This is a genomic window from Leptotrichia buccalis C-1013-b (assembly GCF_000023905.1).
In the GTDB taxonomy this organism is placed as follows: domain Bacteria; phylum Fusobacteriota; class Fusobacteriia; order Fusobacteriales; family Leptotrichiaceae; genus Leptotrichia; species Leptotrichia buccalis.
This window is the reverse complement of record NC_013192.1, coordinates 1175821-1195879: the sequence shown is the minus strand read 5'-3', so window position 1 is coordinate 1195879 and position 20059 is coordinate 1175821. Positions and strand designations below refer to the sequence as shown.

General features: G+C 25.9%; 18 protein-coding genes and 1 pseudogene. All 19 read left to right on the top strand.

All coding sequences use genetic code 11. The features are described from left to right. The first annotated feature begins 11 nt into the window (after positions 1–11). The 19 genes and pseudogenes from nrdE to LEBU_RS05410 all read left to right on the top strand — a co-directional run bounded on the left by nrdE (position 12) and on the right by LEBU_RS05410 (position 20021). Entirely contained in the window at positions 12–2111 is a 2100-nt protein-coding gene (nrdE, locus tag LEBU_RS05480) for a class 1b ribonucleoside-diphosphate reductase subunit alpha (protein WP_015769347.1), read from the top strand. Between the two features lie 15 nt (positions 2112–2126). After that, complete coding sequence (locus tag LEBU_RS05475) at positions 2127–4571, top strand: hypothetical protein (protein ID WP_015769346.1); 2445 nt, start codon at positions 2127–2129, stop codon at positions 4569–4571. Positions 4572–4679: 108 nt separating this feature from the next. Then, positions 4680–5687 (top strand): class 1b ribonucleoside-diphosphate reductase subunit beta, encoded by a 1008-nt coding sequence (gene nrdF / locus LEBU_RS05470; protein ID WP_015769345.1) that lies wholly within the window; start codon positions 4680–4682, stop codon positions 5685–5687. Between the two features lie 178 nt (positions 5688–5865). Beyond that, positions 5866–6988: pseudogene (locus LEBU_RS05465) on the top strand (UPF0236 family transposase-like protein). A 638-nt stretch (positions 6989–7626) separates the two neighbouring features. Then, positions 7627–9705: a TIGR02221 family CRISPR-associated protein gene (gene csx2, locus LEBU_RS05460; RefSeq protein WP_015769341.1), complete on the top strand. Its 2079-nt coding sequence runs from the start codon at positions 7627–7629 to the stop codon at positions 9703–9705. Between the two features lie 304 nt (positions 9706–10009). After that, positions 10010–10462: a hypothetical protein gene (locus tag LEBU_RS05455; RefSeq protein ID WP_015769340.1), complete on the top strand. Its 453-nt coding sequence runs from the start codon at positions 10010–10012 to the stop codon at positions 10460–10462. Positions 10463–10561: 99 nt separating this feature from the next. Beyond that, positions 10562–10723: a hypothetical protein gene (locus tag LEBU_RS12235; protein ID WP_238974523.1), complete on the top strand. Its 162-nt coding sequence runs from the start codon at positions 10562–10564 to the stop codon at positions 10721–10723. A 14-nt stretch (positions 10724–10737) separates the two neighbouring features. Beyond that, positions 10738–11232: a GTPase family protein gene (locus tag LEBU_RS12230; protein WP_238974536.1), complete on the top strand. Its 495-nt coding sequence runs from the start codon at positions 10738–10740 to the stop codon at positions 11230–11232. A 174-nt stretch (positions 11233–11406) separates the two neighbouring features. Beyond that, complete coding sequence (locus tag LEBU_RS12225; protein WP_015769339.1) at positions 11407–11637, top strand: hypothetical protein; 231 nt, start codon at positions 11407–11409, stop codon at positions 11635–11637. A 93-nt stretch (positions 11638–11730) separates the two neighbouring features. Further along, positions 11731–12192, top strand: a complete 462-nt coding sequence (locus tag LEBU_RS05445) for a 4Fe-4S single cluster domain-containing protein (RefSeq protein WP_015769338.1) — start codon at positions 11731–11733, stop codon at positions 12190–12192. Positions 12193–12324: 132 nt separating this feature from the next. Next, the gene (locus LEBU_RS05440) at positions 12325–13017 is read left to right on the top strand and encodes a GTPase family protein (RefSeq protein ID WP_015769337.1); all 693 of its coding nucleotides are present in this window, start codon (positions 12325–12327) and stop codon (positions 13015–13017) included. 281 nt (positions 13018–13298) lie between these two features. Then, the gene (locus LEBU_RS12220) at positions 13299–13493 is read left to right on the top strand and encodes a hypothetical protein (RefSeq protein ID WP_238974522.1); all 195 of its coding nucleotides are present in this window, start codon (positions 13299–13301) and stop codon (positions 13491–13493) included. 44 nt (positions 13494–13537) lie between these two features. After that, positions 13538–14038 (top strand): GTPase family protein, encoded by a 501-nt coding sequence (locus LEBU_RS12215; protein ID WP_238974521.1) that lies wholly within the window; start codon positions 13538–13540, stop codon positions 14036–14038. Between the two features lie 14 nt (positions 14039–14052). Next, positions 14053–14301 carry a hypothetical protein gene (locus LEBU_RS12210; RefSeq protein WP_238974520.1) on the top strand — a complete coding sequence of 83 codons (249 nt, stop codon included), beginning with the start codon at positions 14053–14055 and terminating at the stop codon, positions 14299–14301. A gap of 113 nt (positions 14302–14414) precedes the next feature. Continuing rightward, positions 14415–14636, top strand: coding sequence for a hypothetical protein (locus LEBU_RS05430; RefSeq protein ID WP_015769335.1), 222 nt, complete (start codon positions 14415–14417; stop codon positions 14634–14636). Between the two features lie 176 nt (positions 14637–14812). Beyond that, the gene (gene csx20 / locus LEBU_RS05425) at positions 14813–15205 is read left to right on the top strand and encodes a CRISPR-associated protein Csx20 (protein WP_015769334.1); all 393 of its coding nucleotides are present in this window, start codon (positions 14813–14815) and stop codon (positions 15203–15205) included. An 88-nt stretch (positions 15206–15293) separates the two neighbouring features. Next, on the top strand, positions 15294–17426 hold the full coding sequence (locus LEBU_RS05420; protein WP_015769333.1) for a TM1812 family CRISPR-associated protein: 2133 nt from the start codon (positions 15294–15296) through the stop codon (positions 17424–17426). 23 nt (positions 17427–17449) lie between these two features. Further along, positions 17450–19546 carry a hypothetical protein gene (locus tag LEBU_RS05415; protein ID WP_015769332.1) on the top strand — a complete coding sequence of 699 codons (2097 nt, stop codon included), beginning with the start codon at positions 17450–17452 and terminating at the stop codon, positions 19544–19546. 190 nt (positions 19547–19736) lie between these two features. Continuing rightward, a complete protein-coding gene (locus tag LEBU_RS05410; protein WP_049756104.1) occupies positions 19737–20021 on the top strand; it encodes a 4Fe-4S cluster-binding domain-containing protein in 285 nt (94 codons plus the stop codon). Positions 20022–20059: the final 38 nt, after the last annotated feature.

Genomic DNA, 20059 nt, shown 5'->3' with positions numbered 1-20059 from the left:
GAGATAGGATAATGGTAGATAAAAGAGCAAAAAAATGGATATACCTAAATAACGAAATAATGGTAAAACAAGGGGAGGATTTTCAGCTTGAGAAAGATAAGGAGGCTGTTTATTCGTATTTTGTAGATTATGTGAATAAAAATACGGTGTTTTTTCACAATCTTGAGGAAAAGATGAGATATTTGATAAAAAATGATTATTATATTAATTTTTATGAGATGTATAGCCACGATGAGATAAAGGAAGTGTTTAAGCTGGTTTATGATAAGAAGTTTAGATTTGCTTCGTTTATGAGTGCATCGAAATTTTATCAAAGTTATGCTTTGATGGATGACACTGGGGAGAAATTCTTGGAAAGATATGAAGATAGGATTGCTACGGTTTCGCTTTATTTAGCACAGGGAAATGTTGAAAAGGCAAAAGAGTATGCTTTGATGTTGATAAATCAAGAATATCAGCCAGCTACACCAACTTTTTTAAATTCTGGAAAAAAACGTTCTGGAGAGCTTGTTTCTTGTTTTCTTGATGAAATGGGAGATAATTTGAGCGGAATTGGATATATTTTTGATTCGTCTATGAAATTGTCTTCAATTGGTGGAGGAGTTTCGATAAACCTTTCTAAAATCAGAGCAAGAGGAGAAGCGATAAAAGGTGTGGAAGGAAGAGCTTCTGGAGTTTTGCCGATTATGAAGATTTTAGAGGATATTTTTTCGTATGCAAATCAGTTAGGACAAAGAGCTGGAGCTGGAGCGGTTTATTTGAATGTTTTCCATTCTGATATTAATGAATTTTTGGATAGTAAAAAGATAAATGTAGATGAGAAAATCAGAATAAAATCATTGTCAATCGGAGTTATCGTTCCAAATAAATTTATGCAGTTGGCAATAGAAGATGAAGTTTGCTACACGTTTAATCCACACACAGTATTCCTAGAATATGGACAATATCTGGATGAAATGGATATGAACGAAATGTATGAAAAACTGGTTGATAATCCAAATGTTAAAAAGAAAAAAATAAACGCAAGGGAACTTCTTGTAAAAATTTCTCAAACTCAAAAAGAGAGTGGATATCCTTATTTATTCTTTAAAGATAATGCAAATAAGGAACACGCATTAAAAGAAATTGGAACAGTTAAGTTCTCAAATTTGTGTACTGAAATTATGCAATTATCAGAAGTTTCAGATATTAATGCGTATTATGAAGAAGACACGATAAGACGTGGAATTTCATGTAATTTAGGTTCATTAAATATTGCTACAGTAATGGAAAACAAAAGAATAAAAGAAGCCACAAAAGCGGCAATTGATTCACTTACAATGGTATCAGACTTGACAAACATTGATATTGTTCCGTCAATAAAAAAAGCAAACGACGAACTGCACTCAGTAGGGCTGGGAGCAATGAACCTGCATGGATACTTGGCTAAAAACTTTATTATGTACGAAAGCAAGGAAGCGCTTGACTTCTGTAACGTATTCTTTATGATGGTAAATTTCTATTCATTGGAACGTTCAATGGAAATTGCAAAAGAAAAAGGCGAAACTTTCAAGGACTTTGAAAAATCTGAATACGCCAACGGAAACTACTTTGACAAATACATTACAAAAGAATATGTGCCACAAACAGAAAAAATAAAACAGCTATTTGAAGGAATCTGCATCCCAACAAAAGAAGACTGGGCAAACCTAAAAGAGCAAGTAATGAAACACGGAGTCTACAATGCCTACCGAATGGCAATCGCCCCAAACCAGTCAACATCCTACATAATGAACTCGACAGCCTCAGTAATGCCAGTAGTTGACACAATCGAAGTAAGAGAATACGGAGACAGTACAACATTCTACCCAATGCCTTACTTAACAAACGACAACTACTTCTTCTATAAGTCAGCATACGATATGAATCAAAAAAATATCTTGAAACTAATTTCTGTAATCCAAAGACACGTAGATCAAGGAATATCAACTATTTTGTATACGAAGAGTACAGATAGTACTAGGGATTTGGCTAGACTTTATATTTATGCACATAGGCTGGGGTTGAAGTCGCTTTATTATACGAGAACGAGAAAGGCTACGATTGAGGAGTGTATTTCATGTTCGGTATAAGAGAAGGGAGTGCAAATGGATATAAATGAAGCAATAGATATAATTTTTAATATTAATGAATCAAAGGAAGCTTTTGATGTAATAGAAAATAATATTCCACAAATTACATCTTATTTAATTTTAAAATTAAAAAAAATAATAGAAAAAAAAGAAATTGAAGAAATTGAAGAGTTTCATATGATACTGCATTTAATTTTAAAATTTAGAATAATAGAAACTTTCGATTTTTTATTAGAAATTCTTGAATTTATAAATTTTAGAGTTAATATACAATTATTTATAATGACTTTGTCAAAAATAATTCATAGTTATGAAAAAAATATAGACAAGCTTAATAATTATATATTTTCCCAGACAAATCCATTAAGTCAGCATATTGTATACAAAGCAATCATTTTATCTTATGAAGAAAATAAGGAATTACAAAAAATAAATGATTTTTTGAGAGAAATTGTAAATTATTTTGTAAACACTAATTTTGAATATTTTAAATATGAAGTTTTTTTACTAGAAATAATAAATGATAATATTTATTTTAAAAATTATCAATTAATAGATAATAAAAATAAATTAGAAAAATTGATAGAAAAGATTATTATTTTTTCTGAGATTGGTTACAAATCTGAAAATTTTGAAAAATATTTTTGTTTATTATATAAAATAAATCCTAAAAAATTTAATAAAATTATAGAAATTGAAAATTATATAAATAATATAAAAAATGAAGTTTTTGATCAAGTTGAAATAGGATTATTTAAAAAGAATAATAATGTCAAAAAAGGGAAATTATTATTTAAAAAGATAAATAAAAAAATTGAAAATTCTAATGACAATCTTATAAAAATAACTTTAAAAAAAATGAGAAAATATGATTTTAATTCAAGAAAAATCCCTCATACAAAAGAGGAATATTATGAAGAAATTTATAATTGTTTTGATTTAACTGGTAATTTAGTTGATAGATATGTTCTAGTTAATGAAAAATTTGGGGAAATTTTAAAAAAGTATGATATATTAAAAAAGAAAATTGAGGAATTAATAGATAAAGTAAAAGAAGAATTGAATGAACTAAAAAAATCTAGATACAACAGAAAGGGGATTTTAGAAGATATAGAAGTCGTGAAACTTAAAGAAAATTATATAAAAAGAAGAAAATTGGAAGTTTTATTCAAAAATCAAGAAAATATAGAATCAGGATTATTAATATTCTATATGAAAGAACTAGAAACTTTTTTTAAAAACTTTTCTAGTAATGAAAAAATAAAAGAACTCTCTTTATTTTCTCAAAACCAAATTGATTATAGAATTTCATATTATAATCAAATAATAAGGAAATTTGAATTTTTATTAGCGGAAATTCCTATTAGTACTTTAAATAAAATATATTATAATATAAAATTTATTCCGTATTATGATAATATTCAAAATATAGGAAGAAGAAATTTAAAGTTGTCTGATGAAGAATATAATAATACTATTATTGAAAAAATTAACTTAAAAATAGAAAATCATCCATTAAACCCAATAAATCTAGAAAAATATAATAAAAATGAAAAAGATTATTTAAACATATTGAGAAAAAATTCTAGTACAGCAATAGCAAATATTAAACATAATATTTCAAACTCAATTTGTTTATCAAAAAGAAAAAAAATAATTGAAAAAATTATAAATGGAATTGAAAATAAAGATTATGAAGTAGTAATAAATATTTTACCTATTCAAATTGAAGGATTATTCAAAGACTTCTTAGAATATTCTTTAATGTATGAATATTGTCAAGATATTGAAGTTTATAATAAAATAATGAATATTGATTTAGTTCAAAAAATAGATTTTGGAATTAAAAAGAATTTAAATATGTTTTTTGATACGATAGCATATTTCAAATATTATTTTAATAGTTTAATAAGAAATAATGTTGCACATGGAAATTATGATTTTTTGGTTGATAATGTAAAGGATATAAAAAGTGAAATTTTTGCTTTAGAATTATTGTATGATTTAAATTCTATTATTCACACAATTTCTGAAACAAATGAGATAGATACAGCTCAAAAATATATTGAAGAAACTTTTGATAGAATAAAAAAAAGTGAAAAGTATAACGGAAGTAATGAAATTAATATGGATTGTCTAATTAATGATTTAAATGGTACAAGAGAAAGATTTAATTTAAGCAAGTTTAAATCTGGATTATTTGTAAGTTATGAAGCTACACGAATTTTATATTGGATATTCAATCCTCTTTATGAAAAATACTTAGATAATAATAAACTTAAGAGTATTAGAAATTTAATTATTTCATCACAATTTTTTTCGTATATAAAAAATAGAATTCGTAGTAATTTTGAAAATAAAGAATTAATGAAGAGCATGAAGATAATTAAAACTAGTTTTGAATTAGATAATGAAATGAGTCTGCTTATAACAGAAATTATAAAATATTTAAATTCTTAAATTATGAGATATATTTATCAATATGTTAAAATTTAAATCTAACAATATTTATGGCTTTGGATATTTTATACAATATTAAATAAACTAGAGAAAAGGAGAAGGCAAAAAATGGAGAAAAAAATATATGAGGCAGTAAACTGGAACACACCGGAAAATGATTATGTAGAGATGTTTTGGGAACAGAATTTGAAGCAGTTTTGGATTGATACGGAGTATATTCCGTCGAAGGATATTGATAGTTGGAATTCGCTTGAGCCTGCGATGAAATTGGCGTATTTGCATGTACTGGGAGGATTGACACTTTTAGATACATTGCAGAGCCATACGGGGATGCCGAAGATTATTGATCATATTGAGTCACTGCAAAATCGTTCGGTGCTTTCATATATGTGTATGATGGAAACGATTCACGCAAAGTCTTATTCGACAATATTTACAACGGTTGCATCTACAAGAGAGATTAATGAAACATTCAGATGGGTTCAGGAAAATCCGCACTTGCAGTATAAAGCCAATAAAATTGATACATATTATCAGAAAATGAATAATCCTGAGGCTTCAAAAAGAGATATTGCGATGGCTCTGGCGGCTTCGGTTTATTTGGAAACATATTTGTTTTACAGCGGATTCTTTTTGCCGCTTTGGCTTGCAGGACAGGGAGAAATGGTTGCAAGTTGCGATATAATCAAGAAAATCATAGCTGATGAGTCGATTCACGGAGTTTTTGTAGGATTATTGTTCCAGGAATTATACAATTCTTTCAGCGAAGAGGAAAAAGCTGATATGAGAGCTGAACTAAAAAAATTGATGTACGATTTATATGAAAATGAAACAAGATATACTGATGAAATTTATGGTGATTTGGGGCTTACAGGCAATGTGAAGGAATACATCCGTTATAATGCGAATAAAGCCTTGATGAATTTAGGATTTGAAGAAGAATTTGAAGTAAAAAATGTAAATCCAATTGTGCTAAATGGATTAAACGTAGAAACAACTCAGCATGATTTTTTCTCTAAAAAATCTACGAATTATGAAAAGGCGTTGGAAGTGGTGCATTTGCATGATGATGACTTTAAGTTTGATGAAGACGTGAATGCGGATGATTTAATTTAAGTTTGGAAACATACCAAAATGAGAGCTTTAATTATTGGTTCTCATTTTTTTTGAAAAAATATCCAAGACAGAGTAAAAAATATAGGAGCAAATAAATTTAATTAAATTTCAAATTAACAAAAAAGAGGAAGCCAGTTACAATATAATCGCCAAATCCTATTGAAAGATGGTTTCCTCTATGATTAGAATATCAAATTTTTCCTCGCTTGTAAAGACTTTTTTTAAAAATATTTTTTCTTTCAGACTTCCGTTTGAGCAGCAGTTTAAGCTGTTTGTCACAAAAGCTTTTGAAACGCTGTTTAGAGTTTATGTCAAAAGAGTTGATGGTGCCTTTTTTCATTCCGATGAAAGAAAAGATAAATTTAAAAGCAAAGGATTTGTTAAAAGAACTGTTACTACTGCTTTCGGGCATGTCACTTTTGAACGTCGAAAATATGTAGACAAGAAAACAGGCATTCACTACTACATTGATGAAAAAATTGGGCTTAAGCGGTACAAAAGGCTTTCTGAGGAGCTGATTTTTACTATACTTTTTGAGTATCAATATGCCACGGCTTCATTTCTTGCAAAAACTTACGGTGTTTCAAGGGCTACTGTGTATAATCTTGTCAATTCTTTTCAAATGCCGAAACTTGATATTGAAAGATTTGAAAGGGATGACGATTCGCCAGTATATATGGAGATTGATGAAGACCATATGAAGTGCAGAAGAAGTAAAAACACATATATGAGGTTGGTTTCAATACATCGTGGAATTGAGGAAATCTGCAGGGACAGAAACAAACTTATTGACAAACACACAATAATGTTTCCTACATCCGTACCGCTTGAGGAAGTGTCGGAATATGTGCTTAACTATCTTGAAAAGAGATACAATATGGACAAGAAGAAGCTGATTGTGAACTCTGATGGGGGAATATGGATAGACAGCTTTGTAGGGGAGCTTAGGATTTACAATCCAATACACATTTATGACAAGTTTCATCTAGTAAAAGCTATAGTTGAAATTTCCAAGAAGGACAAGGAAGTATCAAAAAATCTTTACAGGTGGCTTGAGAAAGATAAAGGCAAGAGCGTTATACCACACTTTCTTTGCAAACTATGGAAAAAATAGGGAAAAAGCGTATGAATTGTACTTTAGCGACAAAAGAACGAGTTCACTAGAAAAGATAATAGAGATGGAATGCTTGCCAGAAATTGTTAATGAAGCAGAGAAAAGCACAAACATTCCATATTTGAGAGGAGGAGAATGTCCGATTAGGGAAGTTTTGAAAGAAATATCACAAAGTAAAATATTTTAAAAAAAGCAGTCAAAAAAGTTTGTTGTGGTATTTAATGACTGCCCCTATATTTTTTACTCTGTCTCAATATCCAAAAAGATTTTGAAAAAAGAGAAAAATATGATAAAATAAGTTTGTAAAAAAAATTCCTACCACTACAAGAAATGAAAAAAAGGAAAGAAAATTCACTCAAAGTCAATAAAAATCGACATTAGGAGTTACGGAAAATGCTAAAAAAGAGTCAAAAAATGATAAAAATCAGTCAAATAATCTCAATTTTAATCTCTGAAAAAAATTCTGTAACACTTATAAATAAAGGATTTTCGCAAAAGTACGTAAAAGTAGTATATCCATTAAAACAAGGATTGAAACAATGTTATTAAAATTTCGTCACCAATTTTACCATAGATGTAAAAGTAGTATATCCAGTAAAATAAGGAATAAAAAATACTAATAATCATTGTAAAATGCAATGGTTATTTTTTTTAATCATTTGAAAATAGAGGAAATAAGTTGAAAATTGTGGGTTACTATTGACTTTGAGCATTTTTTAGGTTATTCTTAGATAAAGTGTAAATGAATTAAAAAATAAATGTTTAAATAATGGCTGATAAAGGAAAGGGTAAGATTGATATTAAAGAAAAAGGAGAAAAATAAAGATGGCAAAGATACTGATAGCGGGATTGGGAAAAGGTATGATAGATATTCATAGTAATGAAAGAGATTACAGAAAAGCGAATTATAGAATAAAAAACGAAGATTTGAAAACGTATAAGATATACAAAGATGAATATTTTGTTACAGCAGTTTTGGAAAAACATTATGAGATTGATAAAACTATATATATTGGAACAGCAGGATCTATGTGGGATAAACTGTATGTGCATTATTGTGAAAAAAATAAAATAACAATAGATGAGGAATATAAAAAGGAATTAAGAAGTATTACAGAAAAAGCTAATAAAAATACAGAAGTAAATTTAATAGATGCAGATAAGTTTAACAGTAAATTTTCAAATGTGGAAATTATTGTAACTAAATATGGAATGGATGCAGATGAAATTTTTGAAAATTTTTCAGAAATTATGAAAATAATAAATTCTTTAAATATAAATGATGAAATTTATTTGGATATAACACATTCTTTTAGATCGAATGCAATGTGGATGTTTTTGGTAATGAATTATATTACAGATGTTATTGATAAAAATATTAAGATAAAAACAATAACTTATGGTATGTTAGAAGAAATGGATGATGATATAGATGATGAAGGAAATTTAATAAAAGTAGCATCAGTAATAAATTTGAAACCTTTTTATGACCTGATGAAATGGATTAAAGGAGCGAATGCTTTTAAGGAATATGGAAATAGTTATGAATTTTTGGATATGCTTACTAATGAAGAGCTGAAAAATAGCATGGAAGAATTTTCAAATTCTATGAATATGAATTACATTGGGAATATAAAGGAAAATATTGAAAAAATTAATAAAATAGAAGAAATTATAAAGACTTTGGATGGACCTGCTAAGTTGCTATTACCAGATATTTTAGAAAGATTTGCAGAAAATTTTGGAAAAGAGCAAAATACATTTGAAATGTTACTGAATTTAGCAGAATGGCATTATAATCAAAAAAGATATTCAATGAGTTTTGTAAATATTGTTGAAGCAATTTATACTTTCGCAGGAAAAATTTTAGGAATTGAGGATATAAATAAAGGTAAGGATAAATTGAGGGAATGGATAAATGGAATAAATGAAGAAAATAGAGTAAATTACAAAAAATTATCAGAGAAAGAAATAGAAAATAGAATAGAATTGAGCAAGATTTTTGAAAACTTTAGAATTATTAGAAATAACATATCACATACATTGGAAAATAAGGCGAAAATGCAAGATATTATTTCAAAAATTTCAAAAAATATACAAAAATTGAGAGAAATATTTAAAATGGAGTATTCAAATAAGATTTTACAATCTAAAAATCTTCAATCACAATCAACATACACTTATTTAGAAAAACTAGCCGAAGAAGGAAAATTTATAGAAATTGGAAGAATAATATCTAATGGTATATATGATTTTTTATTTAAAGAACTTAATGTACAAAAATCAGGAGAAAATAAAAACGTTGTAAAAAATTGGCTGGATAATAAGAAGGAAAATTTTGAACAGAAATTAAAAAAAGAGCAATTATCTATGTTGATGAAACTTTTTTTGGAAGTGAAGAATAATAGTATAAATATTACGGAAATAGAGATTATAAAAAAAATAAGACATCTACAAAACATATTAATGAACAAAGTCTTTATAGAAGCGTTTAAAAATAAAACTTTATCAAATAAAATAATTTCTGAAGTAAAAAAAGAGGTAAACATAGTCGCAAATAAAGAAGATAGGAAAATTTTGATATTTAAATCTATAATAAATGAAGATGAAAAAACAGAATTGATAAAAAAATTTAAAATTAAGAAAATAAGAAAATTAACTGCTGAAACTGAAAAAGAATGGAAAAATCTTGAAAATGATAACAATAAAGAAAAAAATATTAAAAGATTTAAAAAAATAATAGAAGAAAACATTGAGCCAGGCGATGTTCTTTTAATAAATGGAGAAACAGGAATAACTTTTGATATAGTAGGCTGGGCAAAAGAAACAGGAATAATCGCAATTTATGAATTTAAAAAAGAGGAAGATAATTTTCTGACAAAAACAGAATTTAGAGAGTACTAGATTGTTAGAAAAATTGAAAAATATCAAATTTTAAATATATACTTAAACCTAGTTAAAATTAAGCTACTAAAAATTATATAAATTTAGGGTTTGAGTAAAATAGTCATAACTTTTGAGTTCAGTTTTAAAGCAGTTTTGCTATACAATAAAATAAAAAAATATTAAAAATTTAATCACAGTTATTTAGCTGTGATTTTTTTTGAGAAAAAAATAGGTTAATAACGAAAAAAAGTAAGTTGGAGAAAAAGTATATAATGATTTTGTAAATAAGAAGGGAAAAATTAAATTATAGGAGTTGAATGTCGTGTTAAGCAAAGATTTAATTTTGAAAAAAAGAGAATATTTGGATTCAATTGCTGAGAGTATTAAAAAAAATAGAAGAATAGATTCTGAAGTTTATCTTGCAAAAATAACAAAAGAGCACTTTGAAAAAGATTTTTTCAGAATATTTAATTATGTTAGAAACTTGCTGGAAGAAGATATTGAGGAGATTTATTTAGAAAAAGACTTATATTGGGAAAGACAGGAGACATTTACATTAAAGTTTAAAAATAGCAAGGATAAAAATTATATAGCTTTTTGCTTTAGTTTGAAGGGAATATATTTTAAATATGAAGAAAGTAAAAGTTTAAAAAATGGATATGAATTTTCTATTACTGAAGATGATATAGATGAAAAGTTTTTTTGTGAAATTGTTGACTTGTATCAAAGATTGGAAGTGCTGTTTACTTGTAGAGAATCATTAAAGATAACGTAATAAAAAAATTAAAAATTATAAAGAATGTTTAAAGGATTAAAAAATAAGATATTGAAGTGAAAAAATAGGTTACTGGAAAATAGAAAGAAGGAATTAATTATGAAACGAAATTTGTTAAAAGAGATTGAAAACATTATTATGAGTAAAAAAATGGATAAAAAAGTAAGAGAAAAATTATTGGGAAATTTATTGAAATTGAAGAAACAAAAAATTAATTTGATGGTACAGGTGCAACAGGATGTAGAAAGAGCAGCACAATAAACGCATTGTTTGGAGTGGAAGTATCAAGAATAGGAACAAGTGCAGATCCAGAAACAATGGAAATTGAAAAATATGAACTGGATAATTTGGTAATATGGGACACTCGAGGATTAGGTGACGGAAAAGAAGCAGATAATAAACATAGTAAAAAAATGATTGATAAACTTTATGAAAAAGATGAAAATGGTAATTTGTTAATTGATTTGGTTTTAGTGATACTGGATGGAGGAAGTAGAGATTTGGGAACATCGTATGAATTGATAAATAATATAATAATACCCAATTTAGGTAAAAATAAAAAAAACAGAATATTAGTTGCGATAAATCAGGCGGATGTAGCAATGAAGGGGAAATATTGGAATGAACAAGAGAATCGTCCTGAAAGTATTTTAAAAGAATTTTTGAATAATAAGGTGATATCGGTAAAAAGAAGAATAAAAGAAGGAACAGGAATAGAAGTGAAACCAATTTATTACAGTGCAGGATACAAGGAAGAAGGAGAATTATAACAAAAACCATATAACTTATCAAAATTATTATAATATTGCAATATACACCAGAAGAAAAAAGAGTACGTTTATGCACAAAATTTGAACAAAGAAGAAGTAATGTAGAAAGATAATGACGATTTAAAAGATTATAGAAGAGATATTTTAGAAACTATTTTTGGAGCAGCAGTTGAAGTGTTATCAGAAGGTGTAGCGAATGTGACAGAAGGTATATCGGATGGAAGGATGGAAGGAAGCGACGCAGGAGCAAATATAGGTGGGACAATTAGTGGAATATTTGGAGAAATTGGAGAAGAGGTAGGTTCGGCAGTTGGTTCGGTAATAGGTGGAGCAGTTGGTGGAGTTGTAGGTGCAGTGAAAGGTGTATGTGATGCAATTGGAAGTTTTTTTGGAGGATGGTTTTAGTTGAAATTTAAAAAATAGGACATTTTTTGGATAAGTAAGATAGATACAAGTGTTACAATAATAATGAAAAAAATACATAATCGGAGGTATAAAATGAAAGTAAAAATTGCATCAATTCAAAAAAACAGATATGAAGATGGACCAGGAATTAGATTAACAGTATTTTTTCAAGGCTGTAATGTGAAATGTAAAGGTTGCCATAATAGTGAAATCCAAGACATCCGAACAGGTAGGGAATATGAAGTAAAAAAATTGTGTGATGAAATAATGTCTTATAATTTGCCAGTAAAAAAAATTACTATTTCAGGTGGAGAACCTTTAATGCAAAAGGAAGCCTTGGAAGAATTTATTAATGAAATGCATGAAAAAGATTTTGAAATAGCACTTTATACCTCCTATGATTTTAAAGATGTCTCAAGAAATATTTTGAAAAAATTAAAGTATTTAAAAGTTGGAAAATATATGCATGAATTGAGAATACAAGGAAAATTTTTCGGATCAAGCAATCAAAAATTTTATTCATTGAAAAATGGGGAAATTGTAAATGAAAATTAGTGAAGCAAGTGTATATTAAACATAATGTATGAAGTATTAAAATAAGTTATTTGTAGAAGAAAATAAGTTAGAAGAAAAAGATATAATATTTTTGTAAATGAGAAAGAGAATAAAAATGGAGTGTGATAGTTTATGACAAATTTTAGAGATTATAGAAAAATGGATATAGAAAAAAAATTAGAAAAAGCAAGATTTATGCCTTTGGATGTAATGGTGACAGGAGTAACAGGAGCAGGAAAATCAACAACATTAAATACAATTTTTAGAAAAAATGTGGCAATAGTTGGTAACGGAGTAGATCCAGAAACAATGAGCCTGGAATTTTATTCATTAAATGATGTATTTAGATTGTGGGATACTCCAGGATTGGGAGATGGTGTTAAGAACGATGAAATTCATAAAAGAAAATTAGTAAATTTATTATATAAAACTTATTCATTGGATGGAAATGTCTATGGCTGGGTAGATTTGGCAATTGTAGTACTGGAAGGATTAAATAGAGATATGGGAAGTACATATACATTATTAAATGAAGTGATAGTTCCAAATATACAGGCAGATAGGATATTAGTGGTAATTAATCAGGCGGATATGGCAATGAAAGGCAGACACTGGAATAAAGAAACAAATAGACCAGATCAAGTGTTAGTAGATTTTTTAGAAAAACAAGCGATATCTATACAAAATAGGGTAAAAGAAGCAACAGGAGTAACAATAAGAAAACCAGTATATTATTCAGCAGAATATGGTTATAACATAGAAAAATTACTAGATTTTATAATAGATAATATAATTTTGGAAAAAAGGCAGTTAATAGGAGCATAATTTGAAAATAGGTTGTAGGAATAAAAAATAAGTTATAAAAAAATGTAATAATAGATTATGATAAAAAATTAATTTCTGGAGGGATGGAATATGAAAAGATTAATTAAAGAAAAAGTGATGAAATATTATGAAGTAAAAATAAAAAGAAGTAAACAAATTTTAGGGAATAAATTAATGTGTTCAAGTAAAAAATAGAAAATAAGTTAAATTTTTGAAAAATAAATTATATTTGAAATGTTATAATAATAAAAAATATGAATAAGAGAAAGAAGGTATAAATTATGAGGAAAAATATATTTAAGGAAATTGAAAAAAATGTTATGCGTGAAAATATGGATGAGAAAACAAGACAAAAATTGTTAGGGAATTTGTTGAGAATGAAAAATCAAAGAATTAATTTAATGGTAACAGGTGCAACAGGAGTAGGAAAAAGCAGTACAATTAATGCGTTATTTGGTAAGGAAGTAGCAAAGTAGGAATAAGTGCAGATCCAGAAACGACGGAAATTGATAAATATGAGTTGGATAATTTAGTAATATGGGATACTCCAGGATTAGGTGATGGAAAAGAAGCATATAACAAGCATAGTAAAAGAATAATTGACAAACTTTATGAAAAAGATGAAAATGATAATTTGTTAATTGATTTGGTTTTGGTAATTTTGGATGGAAGTAGCAGGGATTTGGGAACATCATACGAATTGATAAATAATGTAATAATACCGAATTTAGGGGATAATAAGGAAAATAGGATATTGGTTGCGATAAATCAGGCGGATGTAGCGATGAAAGGTAAATATTGGAATACGGAAGAAAATAGACCTGAAAAGAAATTGCAAGAATTTTTGGAAAATAAAGTAATATCAGTAAAAAGAAGGATAAAAGAAGCAACAGGAATAGACACAGAGCCAATTTACTACAGTGCTGGAGAAAAAGAAGAAGGATATATACAACAAAAACATACAATTTATCAAAATTATTATACTACATATTACAATGTACACCAGAAGAAAAGAGATTAGTTTATGCACAAAATATGAATAAGGAAGAAATTATATGGAAAGATAATGATGATTTACAAGATTACAGAGCGGAAGTTTTAGAGAAATTTGTGGAATCAGTAACAAAAGGAATGGCAATAGGTGGAACAATAGGTCAAGCAATAGGAAGTTTAATAGGATTAGGTTCAGTTGGAAGAGTAATAGGTACAGTAGGTGGAGCAATAGTTGGAGTAGGAGAAAATATAATTAGTGGAGTTGTTGATTTTTTTGTAGAAATATTTTAGAAGATAAATAGAGGGTTTAGGTGGGTGGGAATAAAAAGTTGGTGAAAAAATTACATAAATAAGTTATCAAATTATTATATAATGAATCTAAAATAAAAAAGGAGGTGATAAAAATGACAGGAATTGAAGAAGCAGTAGGAACAGCGGTAGTGGTAACAGCAGGAGTGGTAGCAGTGGCAGAAGGTATAAATCAGACAGTAAAATTGATGAACGAAACAGTTAATACCGCAAATGATATGTTTACAACAATGGGAAATATGGCAGAAGATTTTGGTAGCAGCGTAAATGATTTTTGTAATGAAGTATCAAGTTTTTTTGACAGTTTTAGTTGGTAGTTTTTAGAAAATGTGGTAATTCTGCTTTAAAGGAGGAGTAATATTTTTCTAAATTTAAAGTAGAATTGCTATAATCTGAAAAATATATATAACTTTGACAAGAAAAGAATTGATTTTTAAAATTAATAAGGTAAAATGATAGAGAAATAAAAATTTAGGATGAAGAGGAGAATTTAATGAAAAAAAAAGAAAAAAAGGTACTATTAGTATTTTCGCATCAATTAACAGAGAATCAGAAAAAAGAATTGGTTGAAGAATACAAAGTAAAAGAAATTAAAAATTTACCTGAAGAATTACAGAATATGTGGTCAAATGTATCAATAAAGAAAAATTATAAAGAAAATTTGGAAAAAATAAAAAAATTTATTAAAGAAAATTTTAACAAAGATGATATAATTCTGATTCAAGGTAACTGGGGATATACATATAATCTTGTAAAATGGTCAATAGAAAATGAATTAATTCCTGTATATAGTTATACTGAAAGAAATGTTGAAGAAATAAAAGAAGGTGAAATTGTAAAAAAGATAAGTTATTTTGAGCATGTAAAGTTTGTAAAATATGAATAGGATTAAGCTAACTGATAAAAAATGAATGCTTACGACAACAAAATATGCACTTTGAATGAAATTTAATTTTACAGAAAGAAGGTCTAAAATGGAAAGTAATATTTTAATTATGTCTTTATCAAATAATCTTGAAGAGAACATAAAAAGAGCAAAGAAAAATAAGAAAGAATATAGATGGAAAGATAAAAAATTTAATTTAGAAAAATATGAATACTTAACAAAGGTTTATTTAGAAAAATTAAAACCAAATAAAATAGTAGTTTTTGGAACACAACAAAGCAGTTGGAATTATTTGTATAATTTGCTGAATGAATATTTTTACTCTGAAGATAAAAAAATTATATTTGAAGAAAGTAAACAAAATGATATTGGGTACATAAAAAAAGAATTTGAAAAGAAATTTTTAGATAAGTGTAAAATATTTTTTGTTGAAAGTAAAAATAATTTTGATAATCAGAATATTGCTTCTGATTTAATTTTTCAGATAGAAGAAATAAAAAATATATTAGATGAACAAAGCAGAAGTAAAATTTATGTTGATATAACAGGTGGTCTTAGAATAATGTATATGTCATTAGTTTCAATCATCAATATTTTAAAAATGTATTATAGTCAATTGAATTTAAAAGTGCTGTATTCCCAAAATGATATAAATACAGATTATTTTCAAATAATTGATATAACAAATGTGCTAGAAAAATTGGATTTTGTAGACGCTGTTAGTTCTTTTACAAAATATGGAAGTATTGATAAATTAAGAGAAATTGGGAATAGGGATTTATTGAATAAACTAGATGAATTTTATATTAAATTACAATTTAATTTAAAAGGTATTGATGATATTTATAAAAAAATAACTAAAATAAATTTAAAAAATGAATATGAAAATATTTTAAAAGAAAAAATTAAAGAAGTAAAATCACTAAAGAATGAAAAATATCATAATAAAGTAAAAAATTATGGCTTAGAAATAGTGAATAAGTATGAAAGTGATAATAAAAAATATAAAAATTTAAAGGATAAAAGAGATAAAATTGTTCATCCTTTAAATAAATCAGGGAAATATATAGAAAATAACGATGAATATAGAAATTCATCAAAAAGAAAAATATTGATTTGGAATTTAGGGTCAGGTGAATCAGGAAAAGGATATGAAAAAATATTTTATGAGTATTTAGATAACGAAGGAAAAAAAGAAATTATAGAAACACAATACACATTTGAGCCTTACATAGAGGATTATAATCAAATTTATATTTTTGGACTTGAAACAGGGAAATGGGATATTTTAACAGAAAATTTTAAAAATAAAGGTATAATGTTACCAAATGAAAAAATAAAATATGTTCAAATTGATAATTTTGGAGATGTAGACGAGTTATATTTAAAAATAAAAAATGAAATAGAAGTAAAAAAACGAGAAATAATAGAAATAGATATGGATATTACCCATTCATTTAGAGATATTCCATTTAATTTATTGACTTCGTTGAGATTGTTTGAATTATTAAATGATAATGTTATCATTCATTCGATTTATTATGGAGAAAGAATATTAAACTCGGAGTATGGAAGTATTTATAAAATACCTATTTTAAAAATAATTAATTTGTATAAATCAATAGCAGAATTTAAAGATTATACAAAATATACAAATGCTTTAGAAAATACTAAAATGATAGATGAAAAATTATCAAAAATTATGAGAAAAATTTCAGAAGCATATACATATAATGAATATAAAAAGATTATAGAGATATCTAAAGAATTTGAAAAAATAAATAATAAAGAACTAGATTTAATAAATAAAAAAGTATATGAAATTATAGAAGTAAAATTAATAAAAAATGAAACATATGAAGAATTAATAAAATTTGTGAGAAAACAAAAAGATTCTAAAAATTATGCACTGGCACTGTTCTTTTTGATTGATATTTATAAATATAAAATTTTTAAAATCGATTCGAAAGAAAAAAGTGAAAATTTTTATAAAAAAGTGGAAAAACTAAAAACTAAGAATATTGACAATAAAATAGATGAATTAATAAATTCTATAAATAAATTGAATGAAATAAGAAATGATGCAGGACATATTAACACTAGAGAAAGAAATGATACAACATATTGCTCAAATTTATTAAATAACGTAATAGAAATTATGAATAAATTTACGTTACAAGACATTGAAAAATATTCAAAAAAATACGGTAAAATAAAATAACTAAAATGAAAGAGGAATAAAAAATGGAAAAAATTGGAATCTCAAGAACAGAATTAGCACAAAAAATAAGGAAATTAATGATTGATAATCGAAATATTCAGAAATATGAAAAAATAGATGACAATTTTTTAATAGATTATTATTTTGATAATTATGATAAAAAAAATAATAAAACAGGAATAAAAATAGAAGAAGATAATTTTGATTTAAAACTTTTTGAAGAAGATTTTAAAAGACATTTATTAAATGAGAAAAAATTACTAGAAGAAGAGGGAGTAGATACAGATAAAATAACAAAGATAGTTTCAGCTTTCAGTCATAGCTTTGGTGAAAAAAAATCTATTCTTGAAGACTTACCATTTGAAAAAGATTTAAAAATATTTCCTAACATAGAAACATTATATTTATTATACACTGAGCAAACTAAAAATAAATTTTTGGAATATAAAGAAACTAGTAAATATAAAGATATAGTAAAAATAGAAGGAGTTTTGATTGATACTGGTATAGATACATTATACAGAAAAGTAATAAATTTAATTTTAGAAGGAAAAATCTCAAAAAATAATACCGTTTTAGATACAACACTTGGTTTGAAAGAGATAGGAATTGTATTTTATAAAATTTCAGTTGAAAAACAAATAAAATCAATAAACTGGCGAGAAACAATGTTATCTAACTATAAACCAGTTGATAAAAATAACAAAGACAGGTTTGTAATTGAAAAAGGACAAGGACCTAGAATGAGTTTAGTTACTAAATTAAATTTAATGAAGGATCCATTAGAAGAATCGAACAGAATATATAGAAAAATAAATGAAAACATTATGAAAGCAAATTGTCAAACTGTTTCAGATTTGTATGAGGTAGTAGGGATTGATGATTTAAGATTTTTTTATGAAGAAATTGGAAAACTATTTAATTATTTTAAAATGTTAGAATACAATGAAGATATTGAGGATTTTTATAATGATTTAAACAAAGGATTGAGAAAAATATTTGAATATAAATTTTTACCAGAAAATATTTCAAGATTGCGAGAATATGTGAAGTATCTTTTAAGAATAGTGTACAGAGTAGAAAATGATAATATAAATTGGTTAAAATTTAGTAAAAATATTTTTGGGATAACAGAAAATGAAATAATAAATGATGAAGAGGAAAAAGCAAAAAGAGCCCTCGAGAGAAAGGGAAAAGAAACTTTTGATTTAGATTTAAATTATGAAGATTCTGAAATTGATGATGAAGAAATTTCAATTGATGGTACAGATTATTTTTTCTATCTGTTATTAAAACAAGCTGTTTTTGAAAAGGTCTCTAGTTATTATTTTGAAAATGTGAAAAACATTTTGAAAGATTACTATGAAGAAGAAAAAGTAGAAAAAATAATTAGTATAGTAAATTCAAAAGATAAAAAGACAAATGAAAAAATAAAACAGATAAAAGGAATTTTATTTGATGAATTTAGTATGGAATATGAATTAGAAGAATTTGAAATACCAAATTTGGCAGATATGAATATAGGATTAATTAGATATAAGGGAGGTGTGTTGGATGTGCCTTTTGAAGATGAAGGGAAATTAGAAATGCTAAAAATTAATCTTAAAGAAGAATCTTTTATAAGAAAAAAAGATAAAAGAGATGAATTTGATATTTCTAACGAAAAAGATAGAAAGAAATTGAAGAAAAAAATAGAAGTCGATTTTACATTAGAAAAAATATGTGATAAATATGATAAAGGTGAAATAGAATTACCATTTAAAATATCGGAAAAATCAGATATAGTCGAGATTCAGAATAAAACAAAAAAAGTAGTCACTAAAACTGATAGAAAAACACAAATTGAAAAAATTTTTTTTCATAATCCAGATGCTATAATTAATGCTCCAATAGTAGAATTATTTAATAATATTGAAAAAAATAAATTTGAAATTTCTAAAAAAGATATGGAGGGAAGATTTAGGATAAAAGATCAAAATGTTACTAAATTAAAAAAGATTATTACAGGATTAAACCAAGTGATTAGAAGAAAAATTGAAGAAAAATTTCCTGAAGCAGATGAAATTGAAGATTTTATTATTTATGAAAATGGATTAAAGATAAATTTAAAATATAGATAGATCAACAAAAAGAACCATCTTGAAATTAAAATTTAAGATGGTTTTTTAGCAATCGTATAACTAAAAAAATGATATTATCAAATTTTATAATAAAGTAAATACTAAAAAAAATGAGTTTTTTTAGAGAAAAATAGGAGAAAAATATTTGTTAAAATTGTTGATGTAAAGAGATAATAAATGAAGGTATACAATGAAAGTAAAAATTGCATCCATTAAGAAAAGCAGATATGAAGATATACCTGGAATTAGAACAACAATATTTTTTCAAGATTGTAATGTAAAATGTAGAGGTTGTCACAATGAAAGAATACAAGATATACGATACGGAAAAGAGCATGAAGTAAAAGATTTATGTGAAAAAATATTAGCGTATAATTTGCCAGTAAAAAAAATTACTATTTCGGGTGGAGAGCCTATGATGCAAAAAGAAGCCTTAGAAGAATTTATTAATGAACTTGTACAAGAAGAATTTTGAAACTGCACTTTATACTTTATATGACTTAGAGAAAGTTC